This window comes from Sulfurimonas sp. (genome assembly GCF_041563495.1).
Classification (GTDB): Bacteria; Campylobacterota; Campylobacteria; order Campylobacterales; family Sulfurimonadaceae; genus Sulfurimonas.
This window is the reverse complement of the sequence record NZ_JBFFMZ010000002.1, coordinates 21,646-40,122: the sequence shown is the minus strand read 5'-3', so window position 1 is coordinate 40,122 and position 18,477 is coordinate 21,646. Positions and strand designations below refer to the sequence as shown.

Genomic DNA, 18,477 nt, shown 5'->3' with positions numbered 1-18,477 from the left:
TGGAATGTTGTTTTGTAACAGGATAAATCAGGTTTTAGTTAAACCTAGGTGCTATCCTAACAAAACAATCTTATTAAAATATTAAATTTACTTAGTAAGGATTAGTTAAATGAGTATTTCAAAACTACTATTATTAGCAAGTGTACTAATGGTATCTCTAAATGCTGAAGATTTATCATGTGATGATAAAAATGATGTATGTATAGAAAAATGTGAAGAAAAAGAAAATGGTTCTGAAGCATGTATAAAAAAATGTGAAGCACAAAATGAAAAATGTTTGGAATCTGAACCAAAACCAAAAGAAGACTAAGGTAAAGAGATTTACTTTATAGCCGACTTTCTATTCGCCGTAAATCTAGTTCATAATATGTAGTTATGAACTAGATTGAATATATTATTCAATTATCTCTTCATTGTTTAACTCATGAAATTCGCTCTGCTCAATAGCATTCTCTCCAAAATACTCTATTTTATTATCAGCTAAGTCTAGGTTATTAAAGTTTGCTATGTGAAAGACTGCATCTCCTTCTTGGATAAGAGGAATTTCGGATTTTCCTATGATGATGCCGTTAAACGGTGAAAAGATTTCAAATATTTTATCCCCTAGCGGCTCGTCAATGTAAGCTATCACTTCATCTTTATGAACGGTGTCTCCAAGAGCTTTTATGGTTCTTAGCATTCCACTCTCTATGGACCTTATCCATTTACTGCTTTTGGTGATGATTGGTGTTCTTGGAGTTTTTTTACTTATGACCTTTGGTAACATCTCATTTGCTCTGAGAACATTTACCAAGCCTTTGACTCCTATTCTTATACTTGTCTCATCAAATCTTAAAGCTTCACCGGCTTCATATAACAGAATTGGAATACCTTCTTCTTGTGCCACGGCACGCAGAGAACCATCTCTAAGTTCAGAGTGAAGCACCACCGGTGCTTCAAAAGCCTGAGCTAATTTAAAAGTATATTCATTGTCAATATTTGTTCTTATTTGAGGTAAGTTTGACTTATGAATAGAAGCTGTGTGCAGGTCTATGCCCAATGAACATTTACATACGATTTCATCAAAAAAGATTTTTGCGACTCTGCTTGCTAGTGAGCCTTTTGAACTTCCTGGAAAGCTTCTGTTTAAATCTCTTCTGTCCGGCAGGTATCTTGATAGATTCATCATCCCGTATACATTGACGACAGGTACTAAAATAAGAGTGCCTTTTAATTTTTTAAGTATATTTAGTTTTCTTAATCTTCTGATAATCTCGACGCCGTTAAGCTCATCCCCATGAATAGCTGCACTGATAAACACAACTGGTCCATTTTTTTTGCCTCTGATAACTCTTACAGGCAGCTGAGTCGGAGTGTTATATAGTTTTGGTAAATCGATATTTATAGTCGTATTTACCCCTTTAGGAACTTCAACACCACCTAAAACAAACTTTTCATCAGGCATCTATGCTCCTATGTTATCTCTTTTAATTTTGCGTTTTTTTGTAGTCGTGTCTGATTTTGGAGTGACATTTTTTTCTATATAATCCATGATTTTTCCTGCTATGTCAATACCAGTTGATTTTTCAATACCTTCTAATCCTGGTGATGAATTTACTTCCATGACAAGCGGACCGCGAGCCGATGGAATCATGTCAACCCCGCAAACACCAAGACCCATAGCTTTTGCAGCGGCAAGTGCAGTAGACTTTTCCTTTCTGGTAAGTTTATGAGCAGTTGCACTTCCTCCCTGATGCAGGTTGGATCTGAAATCACCCTCTGCACCTTGACGCTTCATTGCACCGACAACTTCTCCTCCAACAACCAAGACTCGTATATCAGCACCGCCTGCTTCGGCAATAAACTCTTGAACAAGCAGGTTTACATCCATACCGTAAAAAGCATCTAAAACTGATTTTGCCGCTTTTGTCGTATCTACTAAAACAACTCCGACACCCTGAGTCCCTTCTAAGATTTTTAAAACAAGCGGTGCTCCTCCACTTAGTGCAATAACATCCTTCGCAGTAGATTTATTGGAAGCAAAAACAGTCTTTGGCATGTCTACATCATGTTTTGAAAGGATTTGCAGACTCCTGAGTTTATCTCTACTTCTGGCAATTGCCAGGTTTCCTGCTACACTAAATGTATCCATCATCTCAAAGTGTCTGACCATGGCAGTGCCGTAAAATGTTCTGCTGGCACCGATTCTTGGAATAATAGCATCCGGTGCAGGTAACTCTTCACCTAGATAACTAATATGGAGCTGACCTTTCATAATCTCAATACTACATTTTAAATAATCAATTACACGAACTTCCCAACCCTTTTGTTGTGCCGCTTCAAGCAACCTCTTTGTAGAATAAAGTTCCTGATTTCTTGATAATATATAGACTCTCATCTCTTTTCCTGTTTTGTTTCATTTTGTTTTGTAAGATATTCCTGCGAAACATCAACTAAAAATTTACCACTCATAAACTTTCTACCTATTAACATAGGATACTTCATGTCAGCTCTATTTGTCAAGGATATGACTGTTTTATACTTTTTACCAAAAAAATCAACTGATACCTTGATAGATGGACGATTTTGTATATGCCCGTTTGAACTTTTTATTTTTCTAACTTCAAACAGAGGCATTTTCATCTTTTTACCGTGATATGAAGGATGAACTTCATCAAGCAATGTAAAATGCACAAAGTTATCATCATCTATATATATATCATCACAATGCAGGGCATTTGAGTCTGCCCCGGTATCTACTTTGGCATCTAAGTTATACAAATCCAAATCAATGATTGAAATAATCTCTTTTTTACCTATAATCTTTTTTTCTGACATCAGGAACTCTCCTTTATATACATCTCTTTGAGTATTTTTAACATGCTTGAGACCGATTTTACAGAAGCTGTCTCAGATGTTGTATGATATCCTATTGTAGGAACCTGAAGGGTAGTTCCTTGAATTGCTCCTTGACTTGATGAAATAAGTCTGCCCATTTCTGTACTTCCTAGCGATTTTTTTGCTAATCCCTGCTCTTCTAAGTGTTTATTGTTTTGCTCTAGATAAATGTCCTTAAAGCTGTAAACAATATCATTCTTTTTACATAACTCTTCAATATTTTTAGTCAAAGGAGAGTTAAACTCAGCATTGGCATCTCGGTTACGAAGAACTATATCTTGTTTCTGTGCAATTTCACGAGTTGGATAAGGGCTTGTATCAAGGACTAAAAGTTGGTCTGTGTTTGTGTCAAATCTGCGAAACCACTCGAGTAAAAAACGCCAGCTTTTTCCTGATTCTTCTTGTGCTGTAAAAAATGCTGTGCCTTTGTATCCGCTTTGGTAGAGATGCACAATAACTGCCGCACTAAGTACATTGTCTAGTTGAGCAGATAAAAACCCGCCTTTATTTGTTAAAGTATCAACAAATGCTACCGGAGTCCCTGAAATCAGATGCTCTAATCCTTTTACTTCAAAAACAAGATTTTTTCTTCGTTCACATATATATGCATTATCAATAGTACCTAATCCCAAGTAGCTCCCAGACCAAGGTTCATAAGCCTGCACAACCTGTTCTTTAAACCTTTCTACAATATCCATGTACGTTTGTTCAGAAAAAGAGTCTCCGGTTAAATCGCCTCGGTTTTGAGTCATAAATGCAGCATACTGAAATTCGTTTGGTCCTGTACAGATTAAACCGTGTCTATCTATATGTGCAGACAGCATCCCTCTCTCTGGTTCACTTCCCTGAGCTACTAAAATACCTTCATAAAGAGTTGTTTTTATTCCGAGTTCATCAAGTTCACGCTTTAGTGATAAAAAAAATGGATGCTCTGCACCCACAACAGATGGTTTACGGATTAAGTGCTTGAGAGTGTCTAAAAAACCTCTATGATTTTTTAATGTATCATTCATTGTTTAATCTTTTTTGTTCATATTCTTTCATTAGTTTTAACTCATCTTCTGCTGAAAATACTATTTTAGAATCTGCTTCATATTCTAAACTTCTGCATCTGCCCTCATAATTTATTTGATTTAAAATCAGTTTTATCGTCTCTAGTCGAGCTTTATGTTTATCGCTTGAACGAACTATATGCCAAGGAGTTTTATCTGTACTTGTTCTTAGCAACATTTCATATTTTTTTTGTGTAAATTGATCCCACATACTTTGTGCCTGCAGATCGATTTCACTTAGTTTCCATTGTCTTAACGGATCTGTACGACGCTGTTCAAACCTCTCTGCCTGTCTCTCTTTTTTTACACTGAAGTAAAGTTTTACCAGTACTGTGTTGTTGTCAACCAAGGACTCTTCAAAAGGGACAACGTCTTTCATAAACAGTTCATATTCTGTATCCGAGCAAAAATTAAATATAGGTTCGACCATAGCTCTGTTGTACCAACTGCGGTCAAATAAGACAAGTTCACCGCCATGAGGAAAATTTTTTATGTATCTTTGAAAGTACCACTCTGTGCGCTCTTCTTCTGAAGGACGACCAAGAGCGACAATCCTATAGTGTTTGGGATTCATGTAACGACTCACACTACCGATGACACTACCTTTTCCCGCTGCATCTCGACCTTCAAATAAAATGATTAGTTTTAGCTTATTCCGTTCTATATGCTGTTGAAGTTTTATAAGTTCTGCTTGATAGGGTTCCAGTGCCAAGTTGTCTTTAAATGTTTTAACAGCTTCTTCAAGTTGTTCTTGGGTTAAAGTATCATATTTCATCTTTACATCACTTTTTTAGTAAATTACTAAATTCAAATATCATTAGTATTTTATACCAATTAAACTAAAAACGAAGCTATCCTTTAGCGGTAAAGAAAAGGTTATAGTTTTTGTGATAGAATTATAGGCATATAACACAGATTGGAATCTTAATGCAAAGTCAAACAAACCTAGATAAACTAAACGATAAAGTCTCACAGATATTACAGAACTATAATACTTTAAAAGAAGAAAACAAAACTTATCGTACAGAGATAGTTACGTTAAAAGCTGAAAATGAAGCTAAAAACAACGAAATAGAGAAACTAACGGAAGCAAATGTGATGAAAGACATGGAAATAGAAGAAATAGTTGAAAAAATAGAAAGTATCTTAGGCTAGAGATTTATGAGTAAAAAAATAGGTTTGCATATAGGTGGTCGTCGCTTTGATGTTGATGTAGAAGACGACTTTGCACCATTTTTAGAAGAAAATATGGCTAAAGATTTTAACAGAGACGGAAATAACGATTTGAAAAAAATGCTCCACGCATATGTAAAAAAAACACATGAACTTTTTATTCAAGAGAAAGAGATAGAGAAGATTTTAAGAAAAACAGAAATTTAGTTCAATATTTATAATATTATAAGCTAAAGGTGCTATAATTTCATCCTCTCAAAATAGAGATGGTGTGCGCTCGTAGCTCAGCTGGATAGAGCACTGGTTTGCGGTACCAGCGGTCACATGTTCGAATCATGTCGGGCGCACCATACTTACTTAAAAATTATTTCCCACAAATTTAATTCTTAATTTTTTGATTCTATCAGATAAACATGTCATTTGTCATGCATATCTTGATTTATTAATATGTCGCGGAATAGAGCAGTTCGGTAGCTCGTCGGGCTCATAACCCGAAGGTCACAGGTTCAAATCCTGTTTCCGCAACCAAAACTAAATCCTTTATATAGGTTTTATAACAATATTCTTTTAAACAATTTAACTAAACTTACGTATGCAATACTAAGCAAAATTAAACACCTTTTAGAACCCGTCAACTTGTTATCCCCCTATTGTTAAATGATTTAATTCAAAATTTAAACAAAGGAAAATATATGTCAATAAAAAATATAGAACAGACAGAAAAAGTAAAAGTACTTTTAAGACTATTAGATAATAATGAAAACATGGAAACAGCTTGCAGTAAAGCAGGACTAAATGTAGAAATAGCAAAAACACTCTTATTCGCATAATAAGAATTTAATCCCCGAACCTACATGATAAATTAAATTAATGACACTCACGGCATTGATTTAATATAATGTCGTTTACACTTCTTCTCCTTATCGCTTAACTGGATAAAGCAGTCCCCTCCTAAGGGATAGCTCGTGGTTCGAGTCCACGTAGGGAGACCATTCTTTAGTTACTAATATGATATAATCTTTATAAGTAAAACACCTTCACAGGTAAGGAGCACAGATGAAAAAGTTAATCTTGGGTGTGTGTTTATTATTTAGTGCAAATATATATGCTGATTTAATAAGTGACGGAAAAACAGCTATGAAGCAGTATAACTATAAAAAAGCACAGGAAGTGTTTGCCAAATCTTGTGAGAGTGGAGCAGGGCAAGGATGTTTTTATCTGGCACATCTTTATTATCGTGGACTTGGAGTGCAAGAGGATGTTTCTAAAGCCGTAGAGTTATGGGGCAAAGCCTGTGATAATGGATATGCAGGGGCTTGTTCTTCTATAGGAAGAGTTTATGAATCAGGCGGAGGGCTGGAAGCAGATTATAAAAAAGCTATTGAGTATTACACCAAAGGAATTGACGGTGGAGATGCAAACTCATGTATGAATCTAGGAAGCATGTACTATAAGGGTAAATCTTTAGAGCAAGACTTTGAAAAAGCAGTGGATTTGTTTAAAAAAACTTGCGATTTGGGAAACAGCACAGGTTGTGTTTTTGCAGCAGATGTTTATATGACAAAAAAAAATAAAAAATATAATATAAATACAGCAAAAGAGCTATATAAAAAATCATGTGACTTGGGGAATGCCTATGGGTGCAAAAGGTATAAACAACTAAACTAATATGAGAAAGTCATCTCTTTCATAAAGATTATATTTTGTCTTGAGATTTTGTAAAAAGAGATGTTAAACTACCAGATGATGCAGATGTGCCTCTTTATTACTAAAATAAAATTGACAAATCATTATGTTAGATGTTATTATCTGAGGACATAAGATTCAAATGATGAGGGAAAATATGAGAATAATAATTATAGCGCTAACTATTGCTATTTTTGGGACTTCTCTATTTGCCATTGATGCCAAAGAAAAGTATGATAAAGTTATCTCAAACATAGAAAAATACTACTACAAACCATACACAAAAGATCAGATTACAGATAAAAGCATAGAAGAGTTTTTAAAAACTACATCTCTTTTGAGTGAAAGTAATCATAAAAAAATCGATGCAAAGTTTAGTTTTTATGATAGAGAATATGGAAAATCCTCTTCAGAGAGTTTAAATAAAAAAATAAAAACAATTATAGACTTTTTATTGAAGCAAATGTACTCGTATGAAGAGATTTATGACATGTTGATACATTCGTCAATGGACTCATTAGACCCCCATTCAAGCTACTTAGATAAAAAGCATATGCAAGAGCTTAAGATCCAGACTGAAGGTGTTTTTGGCGGACTTGGAATAACTGTCAGTAAAAAAGACAACAGATTAACGGTGGTATCTCCTTTGGATGATTCACCTGCCTTTCATGCAGGAATAAAAGCGGGTGATATTATTTTAGAAATCAATGATCTTCCTACTGAGAATATGCCTTTGAACAAAGCGGTAAGTTTAATGCGGGGAAAAGTAAATACTTCCATCAATCTTGTTATTTTACAAAAAGACAAAATGATTCCTATCACCATCGTTCGAGATTTAATAAAAATAAAATCTGTATACTCAAAACAGCTTGATGATGATATTCTTTATCTGAGAATATCATCTTTTGACAAAAAATCCATAGATAACGTATCTGATGCAATCAGGAAAAACATTACTTCAAACCGCGGAATCATTTTAGACTTGCGAAATAATCCGGGCGGACTGCTTGACCAGGCCATCGGAGTGGCAGATATTTTTATGAACAGAGGCACTATTATTGCCCAAAAAGGCAGAAAGAGCGTAGGAGAAAAAGTATATAACGCTTCTAAGACAAACACCTTGACAGACCTTCCTTTAGTTGTTTTGATTAATGCAGGGAGTGCATCTGCATCTGAGATTCTTAGCGGTGCTTTGCAGATACATCATCGCGCAACGATCTTTGGAGAAAGTTCTTTTGGCAAGGGTACAGTTCAAGCGATTTTGCCTATAACCAAAGAAGAGTCTATAAAACTTACCATCGCCGAGTATCTCTTGGCCGATGGCAACAGCATCAATAACATAGGTATTAAACCTGATTATCAGATCGACACGGACGTCATCGATGGAAAGGATACAGCTTTAGAAGCAGCAGAAGATTACTTGAGCGGTCAAAATCTTTTTAAGAAAAAGTTTTTGGCTAAAGCCTATGGACCTGTACCGCATGAAAAGAGATTCAGAAATAAAGATATCGCTCAAAAAGAAGTTAAAAAGCATATTACAAGTCTAGGTGAGCGTTTAGATAAACTTCCAGAGTCTCTCATAGACAAGACAAAGTGGCTTATCTCTATAGGTATAGAAAATTATGAGTACACCGCGGACGTAAAGTATTCTAAAAAAAGTGCCGAGGTCTTTAGTTCTTTAATGCAAAAAAAATACGGCATTGAAAAACATCATAGTTTAGTCTTACTTGACGATGAGGCAACCATGGGAAAAATCAGAAACAAGATGAAAAGACTCTTGCGACAAGTCAAAGCCGGAGACACTATATATTTTTACTATAATGGACACGGCATACCCGTTCCGAGTCAGAAAAATGAACCGTATCTTCTGCCTAGCGATGTAGAACCTGAGTTTGCCAGTGATGATGATTTTTTCAAAATGAGGAATATATACAAATTGCTTTCTGATTCACGTGCAGACAAAGTTGTTGCAATAATTGACAGTTGTTTTAGCGGCGGAAATGATGGCTCAGCTCTTATAAAAGGTGTAGCCGCGACAAGACTTGTGCCCAAAAAAGTGACGTTTGATGATAAAAAAATGGTAATTTTATTCGCAGGAAGAGGAACTCAGTACTCCAATATGTTTGAGAAAAAAGGACACAGACTCTTTTCTTACTATGTAATGGATTCGATTTTAAAAGGAAGAGATGATATTGAGATGCTGTACAACGAAGTCTATGTAAATGTTAAAGACGAATCATTTAAAATGGGTGACTTGCATCTTCAAGAACCAACCGTTTTAGGTAACAAAAAACTAAACTTCAAGTAAGACAGATGCTAAAGAGTTTACTCGTCTTTATCTTTTTATTTGCTTGGTCTACTCTTGCAGAATCTTCCTCATGTATAGTTTTTATTCTCTACTTATTGGCATCTACAACGCTTTTGATGATTTCTCTCTCAGAGATGAAAATTATTAAAAAATATGTTGTGGCTGACACGATATTTCATCGTAACACCTCTTTGTTCATCATTGTAAAAAGTGTATGGCTGACACTCTTTGTATCACTGATAGTTGCTTTTATTACATCTGTGCTTTTAGTGGTATCTAGCATATATTTTGATTTGATTATATATTTGATACTGGGAGTTGATGTTGCGGTTGTTTGGCTGATATATACGCAAGTAAAAAAGAGACTCTCAACAAAGGTAAAAGAAAATTTTTTAGAAGCACTCTCAAGAAGAGTTGCAGCTTGGATAAATACTTTCATATTGATTGTTGTTTTTGTGATTTACCAGTTCTTTTGGGTACCTGCATATGAGGTTAAAGAGTTTAGCTGTGAGATATTAAACTTTTTAAGTTCGATACTTCACTACAAAGAACTTTTGGAGTGGAAGTTTATGAGTACTTCCATAGGCACTTTGCAAGCTAAAGAGAGCATCTTCGCCTGGGTCTTTTACCTTCTTGTATCCCAAGGTATATTTGCTTGGGGTTATTCGAGACTACTTCTAAGTGTATCAATCTCAAAGTCGATTATTTATGAGGAGAATGATAAAAAGAGAAACTATTTTATTTTTGGTTTTATAGCTACCATACTGCTTCTTTTTGTAATTACTCTAAGTATAAACCATCTCTATGAAAAAAAGCATATGCAGAATGTGCAAACTCAAATAAACATCGCTTACAAAGAAGCAGATAGACAGATCAATGCAAAATTAAGCTCAGGTGAACAAGCGTTAATAGAAGATATGAATGCCGTGATAGATGCCGAGGTTGAGAAAGTGTTTGAGAGTGTTTATGATTCTATACCCCAGCTCAGCGACTATTATTACTCCGTAAAAGGAGAGTACAGCAGAATAATCTTAAAAGGTTTTAGTTTGTATTGCGGTTATAAAAATGATTATTTAGTACCTTATTATAATCAATATCTGCCAAACGGATACAAGCTGAAACAGTGTGATTCAAAGATGCTGGACAAGGAGATAGAATCAAAAATAAATCTTTATCTTTTTGAGAAAAATGACTTTTCAAACAGGCTTGACAGAGCCTCGAATGTTATAGATGCAAGTATAAAAAAATCAATGACCGACTTTAAAGATGAACTAGATGAGAGTTTAAACACTTTGGAGTCTCACTATAAAACAGACTTCAAAAGTCTAGAATCTGACTTTGAGAAAATCTTTGAAGCCTCATCCAGAGATGCAGCGAAAAAAGGTTTAAGTGCAACAGGAACTCTGCTTATAAGCGGTGCGATTTCTAAAAGCATTATGTCAAAGATGCTTCTAAAGTTTGGAGCAAAAGGAGCGGCAAAGGCATCTTCATTTGTCGGTGGTTCACTGGCTGGTCTTAGCATCTGTGCTCCAAGCGGACCTTGGGCTTTTTTATGCGGTGTCGTAACTGGAACAATTAGCTGGGTCGGCGTAGATGCAGCTATGACTGAGGTTGACCAGGCATTTAACGAAGATGGCTTTGAGCTAAGCGTAAAAAAGATGATAGATGCTCAAAAGAATTCTCTAAAAAGTCTGATGAAAGAGTCATACAAAGAGTGGGTGAAAAAAGTATTTGCAAAATTAAAAGAAGATACGGACAAGCTCAAATCACCTTATGAGCAGGTGAGATGATCTGTTGTTTTAGTTAATCTCGTTTTTGATGATTTGAGCCAACTCACTACACTTTAATATTTTCTCAGAATAACTAAGAGACTCCTTTAAAATGATGTCTATGAAAGCACTTCCGACAATAACACCGTCAGCACCTTTGACTTTCTCTTTGGCAGTTGCTGCATTTACACCAAAACCGACATATACAGGAGTATCGGAATGCTTTTTTATAGAACTTAAAAACGGTTGTAAATCCTCAGCCTGTCCTGAACCTGTAATACCGGTGTAAGCTACCATATAAATGAACTTTTGTGCGTCACTTACGACTTCTTTTATTCTCTCTTCACTGTCAGTAGGAGCTACAAAGCTGATATTGCTTACGTTGTTGGATTTAAAAAGTTTATTATAAGGAAGAGCTTCTTCATGTGGCAAATCAGGGATAATAAGACCGTTAACACCAAGCTTTGAAGCGAGAGGTATCAGTCTATCCATATCTTGCTGGTAAAAGCTGTTGAAGTAGCCCATCCATAGAGTATCAACTTTAGGCGCTACCATTTCTGATATTTCTAAGAGATGTTTAAACTTAAACCCAAGCTCCAATGCTTTGTGATTTGCCTTTTCAATCAAAGGACCGTCTGCAACAGGATCTGAAAAAGGGACACCGAGTTCAAGTGTATCAACACCGTTTTCACCAAGTGCAAGTGCCAAGTCTATACTAAAAGATTTTTCCGGGTAAGCAGAAGTTATATATGCTACAAGTTTTTTCAATTTTCTTCCAATTTTATTATTTTTCCAAGTATGGTATTTTTAGTAAAGAATACTTTATATGAGAAAGCTCATTGTCGAGTTTTAAATCATCCTGCCATTGGGCAAACATATCGCTTATGGCAAGTAACCAGCTTACAGTCCCTTCATCGGGAAGTTCATCCATCTGTCTGAGTTGCTCTAGAGCGTCTTCTACAAAAGCAGCAAGTTTTGACATGGGAAGGATTTTTAAATAACCCGAGGCTGATTTTATGTTATGAAAAACGCGAAACAGCTCATCAACACTTCTTTTGTATTTACTGGGCTTTTCAAGATCCGTAATCATGACTTCCATACTATCGACCATCATAGAATAATGGTCTAAAAATTCATCAATTATTTCAAAATCAAAGTTACTATCTAAGTCACTTCTTATGCCCATAAAGTAATTCTCCTATTTAGTGCAATTGTATCAGTTTTTAGTTAAAATACTTTTATGAATAAAAAAATGACGATAACTTCTATACAAAAAACAAAAGGTGTAAGGCCTCTAGTGATGATTACAGCGTATGATGCGCTGTTTGCAAAGCTGCTGGAACCTAGTTCAGATATGATTTTAGTAGGCGATAGTCTAAACATGAGTTTTGCCGGTAAAAGCGATACGCTTAGTGCAACAATGGAGCAAATGATGTACCACACAAAAGCTGTGTGTAGCGGTGCAAAAAACAGTTTCGTAGTCTGCGATATGCCGTTTGGAACTTATGTTAACAAAGAAGACGCACTTGCTAACGCAATAAGAGTCTTTCAAGAGACTTCTGCTGATTGTGTCAAAATTGAAGGCGGAGAAGATAAAGCAGATATAATAGAGCATCTGACATCTAACGCTATTGCGGTATGTGGTCATATCGGGCTGCTTCCTCAGTCCGTGAGAAGCGAGGGCGGATACAAGGTAAAAGGTAAAACCGAAAAAGAGAGACTTCAACTGATCGAAGATGCCAAAGCCGTAGAAAAAGCAGGGGCGTTTTGTATGGTTATAGAGGGTGTAAAAGCTGAAGTTGCATTCGAAGTTGCAAAGAGTGTAGATATTCCGGTTATAGGAATAGGTGCAGGAGCCGGTGTTGACGGTCAGGTTTTGGTCTTTTCCGATATGCTTGGACTTTTTGAAGAGTTCACTCCCAAGTTTGTAAAAAAATATATGGACGGTGCAGCTTTAGTTAAAGATGCCATCAAGAATTACGCGGATGAAGTTAAGATGAGAGAATTTCCAAAAGAGGAACATACTTATTAAATGGTAAAATTTAATGGATAGACTGGTCGAGATAGAAACTTTTTCAACTGATGAAGAGAGCATAGAAAAGACTCTTCGTCCGGATGCTTGGAGTGAGTACATCGGGCAGGAGCAGATAAAAAAGAACCTCAGTGTTTTTATAGAGGCTAGTAAAAAACGAGATGAAGCGCTTGACCATGTGCTTTTTTACGGACCTCCGGGACTCGGAAAAACAACTTTAGCTTTAATTATTGCGAATGAGATGAATGCAAACATAAAAGTAACGGCTGCTCCGATGATAGAAAAAAGCGGGGATTTGGCGGCTATTTTAACGAATCTTGAAGAGGGTGACATACTCTTTATAGACGAGATTCACCGTCTCTCTCCTGCAGTTGAAGAGATTTTATACTCATCGATGGAAGACTTCAGAATAGATATTATCATAGGCAGCGGACCGGCTGCACAAACGGTTAAGATAGACCTTCCAAGGTTTACTCTTATAGGTGCTACGACTAGGGCAGGGATGCTCTCAAATCCGCTTAGAGACAGATTCGGTATGAGTTTTAGGATGCAGTTTTACTCTTCAGATGAGTTGGCAAAAATCATCTCTCAGGCTTCAACAAAGCTTGATAAAGAGATTATCCATGAAGCATCTATGGAAATAGCAAAAAGAAGTCGCGGTACTCCCCGTATAGCTCTTCGTCTTCTTCGTCGTGTCAGAGACTTCGCCGAGGTCGCAGAAGAGTTAAGTATAAATCACTCCCGTACACAGTATGCACTGGATGAACTGGGTATAAACTCTCACGGATTTGATGAGATGGATATCAAACTTTTAAATCTTTTAGTAGGTGCAAAAGGCAGAGCAATGGGTCTTAGCACGATAGCGGCGGCTCTTAGCGAAGATGAGGGAACGGTCGAAGATGTTCTAGAACCTTATCTAATCGCAAACGGTTATTTGGAGAGAACGGCAAAGGGAAGAAAAGCTACAAGAAATACTTATGAAGTGCTAAATATCTCGATTACACATGAAGAGGGGAGTCTTTTTTAAAATGAAACCACAGTACTTTGTAGCCATATTGTTTGCCACCTCGCTTTATTGGATGTATCTGCTTTACGCTCCGTTTTTACTAAGCATCACCATAGCAGCGCTTTTAGCTGTTTCAACTTCTAATCTCCAGGATTTATTATATAAACTCTCAAAGTCAAGGTTTGCAGCGGCGCTGATTGCCAGTTTGCTTTTGGCAGTCTTATTTTTTGCACCACTTGGCTATTTTTTGGCAAAATTGACTATCAAGTTAAACAGTCTGGATCCACAGGTTTTTTTAGGCGTGGAAGCTTATATTAAAGAGTTTATGGCAAATCCGCCTGATTATCTTCAGTTTTTAAAACCGTACGTGACGGATGTGCTCAAAGATATCGATGTAAATTATCTTACATCAAAAGCTATCTCTTTAACTGGAACTATCGGTGCTTTTAGTGCAGGCTTTTTGAAAAATGCTTTTTTAATCATTATTTTTTACTTTTTTGCCCAGTACAACGGTGCTTTTATAGTCGAGTTTTTAAAACGTGTTGTTCAGATGTCCGTCGAGGAGACTACAACACTTGCAAAAGAGCTTTCTGCCGTTATGAGTGTGGTATTTTATTCTATCATCGTTACTGCGATGTTTGAAGGCATCTTATTCGGTGTAGCAGTATCTTTTATTGGTTATAACGGACTTTTATTTGGAATCATGTATGGTTTTGCATCTCTTATCCCCGTAGTTGGAGGAGCACTCATGTGGCTTCCTTTTATGTTGTATGAATTTTCAATAGGTGATTCTTATAATGCTGTATTTATAGCTCTTTATTCTATTATCGTTATTTCAATCATCGCAGATACGTTTGTCAAACCACTTATCATAAAAGAGATAAATAACAGACTCTTAAAAGAGGATGACACAAGAGTAAATGAACTTGTTATCTTTTTTGCCATCATTGCAGGACTTGCAACATTCGGTTTTTGGGGAATGATTTTAGGACCTGCTATTACAGCATTTTTCCTAACTATTTTAAAACTCTTTGAAGCAAGAACCAAAGAGTGTGAGACTAAAACTATAGAAGTTTAAAATCAGTTTTGATAAACTTCCGGATAGTCGTCTTTAAATCTTCTGTGCAGCCAGAACCAAGGTTCTGGGGCTTTTAAAATCTCCTTGCTTAACCAGTCGGTCTGCATCTGGGTTGATACTTTGATATCCTCTTCTTCATTGTCTGTTTTTGGAGGTATGATCTCATCATAAAATTTAATTGTATAGTTTTCATCATCGGTTGTATGTATCAGTGCCGGAATCAAAGCCGCGTTAAATTTTCTGGCAAAGTAAGCAGTCGTTTTAATCTGGCTTGTCGGCTTACCTAAAAAGTCAACAGTGATAGCTTCTCTTTTGTTTACATTTGTATCGATTAAAAGTGCAATAGCCCCGCCGCTGCGAAGTTGCTTGAGTATTCCTCTTGTTGCTCCGCCTCTCTCTACGTATTTCATACGGGATTTTGAGCGGGAACTTAAAAGATACTCTTGAAAATATTTATTTTTCATCTTTTTGTAAACAATCATGATGGGTTCACGAAGTGCGCTAAGCATCGCTCCTGCTAATTCCCAAGAACCGTAATGTGATGTTACAAAGATAATAGGTCTTTTTTGTTCTTGTACTTTTTTTAGTATATCATCATTTTCGAAGGTGATTTTTTTTGAGAGCTCTTCAATGCTGTAATATCTTATTTCCATCGTATAAAGAAAATTTAAAAGAAGTTGTTTAAATGCATTTTTTGCAATCTTTTGGATAAACTCTTCATCAATTGTATCGCCGTAAATAAACTGAAGATTTTGTCTTATGACTTTGTTGTATCTTTTTGAGACTTTATATGCAAAAAAACCCAAGCCGACAAAAAAAGCCTTTCTGATTTTTCTCGGAAGCAGCATCAGGAATTTTTCCAAAAGCAAAAAGCTGTAAAAACCTATCATTTTAGTAGTTCCTCTGCTTTGTTTAAAATTTCTTCTACTTTGATTTCTTTTATGGAGAAGTCATTTTTATTTATTTTATATATATCAACTTCTGAATCCGATTTTATTCCTATGTTTATAGGTGTTTCGTAAATCATTCTGGTTGTAGTAGGACCAAAAAGAGTGATGGATGGAATATTCTGTGCCCACGCCATATGCGTAGGTCCTGTATCGTTTCCTATTAATAAATCAACACAGGAGATTAAAGACACCAGATCAACCAAAGATAGCTTCGGAGCAAGCGTAGCATAAGAAGAGTGCTCACATATCCAGAGAGCATCTTGTTTTTCAGCTTCTGATCCCCAGATGATAATGCAGTTTTGCTTTAGTCCATCGCAAAGCTCAACTACTTTTTCTTTTGGATACTTCTTTGATTCCCAAGAAGCACCGATTACAACGGCAATATTCTTTTTGTCATTTTTTTGCTGCGGATATTTTCCGGTCTCAAATACAGGTTTTTTATTTAGCAGCATCTCATCGCTGATCTCAAATCCGAGTCCATCAGCTGCCAGAAAGGTATTTCTCTTAAGAATGTTTTCATCATACCCTATATGTGAAGTAGTCTTGTAAAACATAGAAGCCAATCCTTCTCTTGCTGAACTTTTGTCAAAACCGTGAGTGTTTGAGCCGATCAACCTTGCAACAATCGCAGACTTTAAAAGCCCTTGTATGTCTATGATAATATCAAACTCACCTAATGAACGAAGCTCTGAGATGCTGCGCTTTAAAGGAGAAAGGCTTTTAGATTTTTTTAACTCTTTGAGGTTAAGTGTATGTACAGCGTGAACAAGAGGATGATTTTTCAATAGAGGAGCAAAAACTTCTTCGGTTATCCACTCAATCTTTGCATCCGGGTACTTCTCATGGATAAACTGAAGGATAACAGCACTGTTTACAATATCCCCAAGTGCTGAGAGTCTTACTATGGCTATACGCTTTATATTTTTTTTCATTGTCAGAATTATATCTTATTTAGCATAGCTGTTTGTTTTTTTAACTCGACAATAATCTTTTTTTGTCTGTTATAGACATATTCCATCAGTATAGATTCATTAGCCTGATCTTCCTTCAGATTGACGACTACTTTGCAAAAACTTTCATCACACACTGCAAAAATTACTGTTGCTGTTAATGTGAGTTTCATATAACCGTTTTCACTACTACTCACAGGAAGAGTAAAATTAAGAGACACATCAGTAAGTTTGAGAGATTCTATGTTTGGAGAGAGTCTTGTTTTGATTGCTACGGAGTTCATAGAGATATCAAGTATTTCACCATTTAAGGTGTTTTTATTGTGAATAATTGAAATCGGTGTTCTTTGAGAGCATGTTACACGACTATATTTTCTGGCATTTGCACTTCCATGTACAAACCTAAAGTTTTTAAGAATGGCGAGTTTCTTTTTAGAATCTATGTATGTCACATCTGCTACTATATCTTTTGTAAAATTTGAAGATTGCATAACAGTCTCTTTTTCAAACTGCATTACAGTGCCTTGTAACTGCTCATACGTCACATATATCTCTTGATCGGTTTTTTTCATAATCGTCGATGAAGTGTTTATACACAGACCCTTATATATGTTTAGGAGTTTAATCGGGACTTTATTTGTAAATGTTGCTTGAAGCAGCATGTCAATGGCTCTTATGTCATCGAGTTCATTGTCTAGATTTATTATTCTGTAAAGCTTTTGAGTTGCTATATTCTGAGGTGATATATTTTCATTTGATATATCTGCAATTATTTCTAAAATATTGTTTAACTCCAGATCATTCACATCAAATGCATAGAGCCCTGTAACAGGTTTTATCTTTTGTTTAGAAGTGTAGGTGGATATATGAGTCTGTATTGTAGAGGCTTTTAGCTTTATGGTTTCAAAATCCAACCCTTCAAAAAGTGTAAGATACAAATTATTGTCGTATTGTGCCAGTAAGGTGTGAGATTCTATTCCAGTCTCGACTTTAAAAAAGCTGCCAGATCAAACTGTAGACACACCCTTGATTTTACAGTTTCTAAATCTTTACATTCAAACTCATCATATAGCTTTTGGCTTGCAAATTTCAGCCCGTTTGAATCAAAAATCATAAATGAGTGCTCGCTCATTAATATTCTTGCAATATCATGTTCTATTTGAGTATTTTTGCTAAGCACCAACTCTTTTTTGATGTTTGATATGAGTTTAGATGTATCATGTTTTGGGGTGATGATGTTTTTTACTTTTAAAAGAGATGCTAATTGAAAAATCATCAAACTATGTGAATCATTTATGAAAAAGTAGATTAAATTATGTGTTTTGTCTTGAAGTAACTTTCTTATATGCAGAAGAAGTTCTTTATCGGCTTTGTTTATCTCAACAAGATATATCTCATCGTCTTGTATAGCTTTAACACCGTTGATATCAATATCAGTACAAAAACCAAATGCATCAACAGTCTCTTGAATCTGCGGTGAAGATGAGGTTTTGTAATACAGATGAATCAAAAAACAGCCTTTTGAATATTGAAAAATTATACCATATTTCTTATGGCTAATAAAAGATACTTAATCATATAATAATAAAAACTTTT

The 18,477-nt window shown here is 35.7% G+C and carries 21 protein-coding genes and 3 tRNA genes; 13 read left to right on the top strand and 11 right to left on the bottom strand.

Annotated elements, in window-relative coordinates; all coding sequences use genetic code 11:
* The first annotated feature begins 109 nt into the window (after positions 1 to 109).
* A complete protein-coding gene (locus ABYK18_RS02165) occupies positions 110 to 310 on the top strand; it encodes a hypothetical protein (protein ID WP_373034957.1) in 201 nt (66 codons plus the stop codon).
* An 84-nt stretch (positions 311 to 394) separates the two neighbouring features.
* Here the strand turns inward: ABYK18_RS02165 and ABYK18_RS02160 are convergent, their stop codons facing one another.
* The 5 genes from ABYK18_RS02160 to ppk2 are packed head-to-tail and all read right to left on the bottom strand — an operon-like array spanning position 395 to position 4,704.
* The gene (locus ABYK18_RS02160) at positions 395 to 1,444 is read right to left on the bottom strand and encodes a succinylglutamate desuccinylase/aspartoacylase family protein (protein WP_373034955.1); all 1,050 of its coding nucleotides are present in this window, start codon (positions 1,442 to 1,444) and stop codon (positions 395 to 397) included.
* On the bottom strand, positions 1,445 to 2,377 hold the full coding sequence (gene rimK, locus ABYK18_RS02155; RefSeq protein WP_373034954.1) for a 30S ribosomal protein S6--L-glutamate ligase: 933 nt from the start codon (positions 2,375 to 2,377) through the stop codon (positions 1,445 to 1,447).
* On the bottom strand, positions 2,374 to 2,817 hold the full coding sequence (locus ABYK18_RS02150) for an ATP-dependent zinc protease (protein WP_373034953.1): 444 nt from the start codon (positions 2,815 to 2,817) through the stop codon (positions 2,374 to 2,376). The genes rimK and ABYK18_RS02150 overlap by 4 nt, the downstream gene beginning before the upstream one ends.
* Positions 2,817 to 3,890 carry a peptidase M42 gene (locus tag ABYK18_RS02145; RefSeq protein ID WP_373034952.1) on the bottom strand — a complete coding sequence of 358 codons (1,074 nt, stop codon included), beginning with the start codon at positions 3,888 to 3,890 and terminating at the stop codon, positions 2,817 to 2,819. The genes ABYK18_RS02150 and ABYK18_RS02145 overlap by 1 nt, the downstream gene beginning before the upstream one ends.
* Positions 3,883 to 4,704, bottom strand: a complete 822-nt coding sequence (ppk2, locus tag ABYK18_RS02140) for a polyphosphate kinase 2 (RefSeq protein ID WP_373034951.1) — start codon at positions 4,702 to 4,704, stop codon at positions 3,883 to 3,885. The genes ABYK18_RS02145 and ppk2 overlap by 8 nt, the downstream gene beginning before the upstream one ends.
* Positions 4,705 to 4,856: 152 nt before the next feature.
* Here ppk2 and ABYK18_RS02135 point away from each other — a divergent pair, with 152 nt between their 5' ends.
* The 9 genes from ABYK18_RS02135 (at position 4,857) to ABYK18_RS02095 (ending at position 10,886) form a co-directional block, all read left to right on the top strand.
* The gene (locus tag ABYK18_RS02135; protein WP_373034950.1) at positions 4,857 to 5,084 is read left to right on the top strand and encodes a hypothetical protein; all 228 of its coding nucleotides are present in this window, start codon (positions 4,857 to 4,859) and stop codon (positions 5,082 to 5,084) included.
* 6 nt (positions 5,085 to 5,090) lie between these two features.
* Positions 5,091 to 5,309, top strand: a complete 219-nt coding sequence (locus tag ABYK18_RS02130; protein WP_373034949.1) for a hypothetical protein — start codon at positions 5,091 to 5,093, stop codon at positions 5,307 to 5,309.
* A gap of 66 nt (positions 5,310 to 5,375) precedes the next feature.
* Positions 5,376 to 5,452 (top strand) — tRNA-Arg (locus tag ABYK18_RS02125).
* Between the two features lie 101 nt (positions 5,453 to 5,553).
* Positions 5,554 to 5,630 (top strand) — tRNA-Met (locus ABYK18_RS02120).
* A gap of 164 nt (positions 5,631 to 5,794) precedes the next feature.
* Positions 5,795 to 5,932, top strand: coding sequence for a hypothetical protein (locus tag ABYK18_RS02115; protein ID WP_373034948.1), 138 nt, complete (start codon positions 5,795 to 5,797; stop codon positions 5,930 to 5,932).
* A gap of 86 nt (positions 5,933 to 6,018) precedes the next feature.
* Positions 6,019 to 6,094 (top strand) — tRNA-Arg (locus tag ABYK18_RS02110).
* Between the two features lie 64 nt (positions 6,095 to 6,158).
* Positions 6,159 to 6,770 carry a tetratricopeptide repeat protein gene (locus ABYK18_RS02105; protein WP_373034947.1) on the top strand — a complete coding sequence of 204 codons (612 nt, stop codon included), beginning with the start codon at positions 6,159 to 6,161 and terminating at the stop codon, positions 6,768 to 6,770.
* Positions 6,771 to 6,945: 175 nt separating this feature from the next.
* The gene (locus ABYK18_RS02100) at positions 6,946 to 9,096 is read left to right on the top strand and encodes a S41 family peptidase (RefSeq protein WP_373034946.1); all 2,151 of its coding nucleotides are present in this window, start codon (positions 6,946 to 6,948) and stop codon (positions 9,094 to 9,096) included.
* 5 nt (positions 9,097 to 9,101) lie between these two features.
* The gene (locus ABYK18_RS02095; RefSeq protein WP_373034944.1) at positions 9,102 to 10,886 is read left to right on the top strand and encodes a hypothetical protein; all 1,785 of its coding nucleotides are present in this window, start codon (positions 9,102 to 9,104) and stop codon (positions 10,884 to 10,886) included.
* 9 nt (positions 10,887 to 10,895) lie between these two features.
* Here ABYK18_RS02095 and trpA read toward each other — a convergent pair whose 3' ends face one another.
* Both trpA and ABYK18_RS02085 read right to left on the bottom strand, forming a co-directional pair.
* A complete protein-coding gene (gene trpA, locus ABYK18_RS02090; protein ID WP_373034943.1) occupies positions 10,896 to 11,633 on the bottom strand; it encodes a tryptophan synthase subunit alpha in 738 nt (245 codons plus the stop codon).
* A 16-nt stretch (positions 11,634 to 11,649) separates the two neighbouring features.
* Positions 11,650 to 12,051: an Hpt domain-containing protein gene (locus tag ABYK18_RS02085; RefSeq protein ID WP_373034942.1), complete on the bottom strand. Its 402-nt coding sequence runs from the start codon at positions 12,049 to 12,051 to the stop codon at positions 11,650 to 11,652.
* 54 nt (positions 12,052 to 12,105) lie between these two features.
* Between ABYK18_RS02085 and panB the strand changes: the two genes are divergently transcribed.
* From panB to ABYK18_RS02070, 3 genes are read left to right on the top strand one after another with little or no spacing between them, the layout of a single operon-like run.
* A complete protein-coding gene (panB, locus tag ABYK18_RS02080; RefSeq protein ID WP_373034941.1) occupies positions 12,106 to 12,897 on the top strand; it encodes a 3-methyl-2-oxobutanoate hydroxymethyltransferase in 792 nt (263 codons plus the stop codon).
* Between the two features lie 13 nt (positions 12,898 to 12,910).
* Entirely contained in the window at positions 12,911 to 13,924 is a 1,014-nt protein-coding gene (gene ruvB / locus ABYK18_RS02075) for a Holliday junction branch migration DNA helicase RuvB (protein ID WP_373034940.1), read from the top strand.
* 1 nt (position 13,925) lies between these two features.
* Positions 13,926 to 14,981 (top strand): AI-2E family transporter, encoded by a 1,056-nt coding sequence (locus ABYK18_RS02070; RefSeq protein WP_373034938.1) that lies wholly within the window; start codon positions 13,926 to 13,928, stop codon positions 14,979 to 14,981.
* Between the two features lie 2 nt (positions 14,982 to 14,983).
* Here the strand turns inward: ABYK18_RS02070 and ABYK18_RS02065 are convergent, their stop codons facing one another.
* From ABYK18_RS02065 to ABYK18_RS02050, 4 genes are read right to left on the bottom strand one after another with little or no spacing between them, the layout of a single operon-like run.
* Positions 14,984 to 15,871, bottom strand: a complete 888-nt coding sequence (locus ABYK18_RS02065; RefSeq protein WP_373034936.1) for a lipid A biosynthesis lauroyl acyltransferase — start codon at positions 15,869 to 15,871, stop codon at positions 14,984 to 14,986.
* Positions 15,868 to 16,863 (bottom strand): lipopolysaccharide heptosyltransferase I, encoded by a 996-nt coding sequence (gene waaC, locus ABYK18_RS02060; RefSeq protein WP_373034935.1) that lies wholly within the window; start codon positions 16,861 to 16,863, stop codon positions 15,868 to 15,870. Before waaC ends, ABYK18_RS02065 begins: the two co-directional genes overlap by 4 nt.
* Positions 16,864 to 16,871: 8 nt before the next feature.
* Positions 16,872 to 17,819, bottom strand: a complete 948-nt coding sequence (locus tag ABYK18_RS02055) for a PilZ domain-containing protein (RefSeq protein WP_373034934.1) — start codon at positions 17,817 to 17,819, stop codon at positions 16,872 to 16,874.
* 35 nt (positions 17,820 to 17,854) lie between these two features.
* A complete protein-coding gene (locus ABYK18_RS02050) occupies positions 17,855 to 18,391 on the bottom strand; it encodes a hypothetical protein (RefSeq protein WP_373034933.1) in 537 nt (178 codons plus the stop codon).
* Between the last annotated feature and the right edge of the window lie 86 nt (positions 18,392 to 18,477).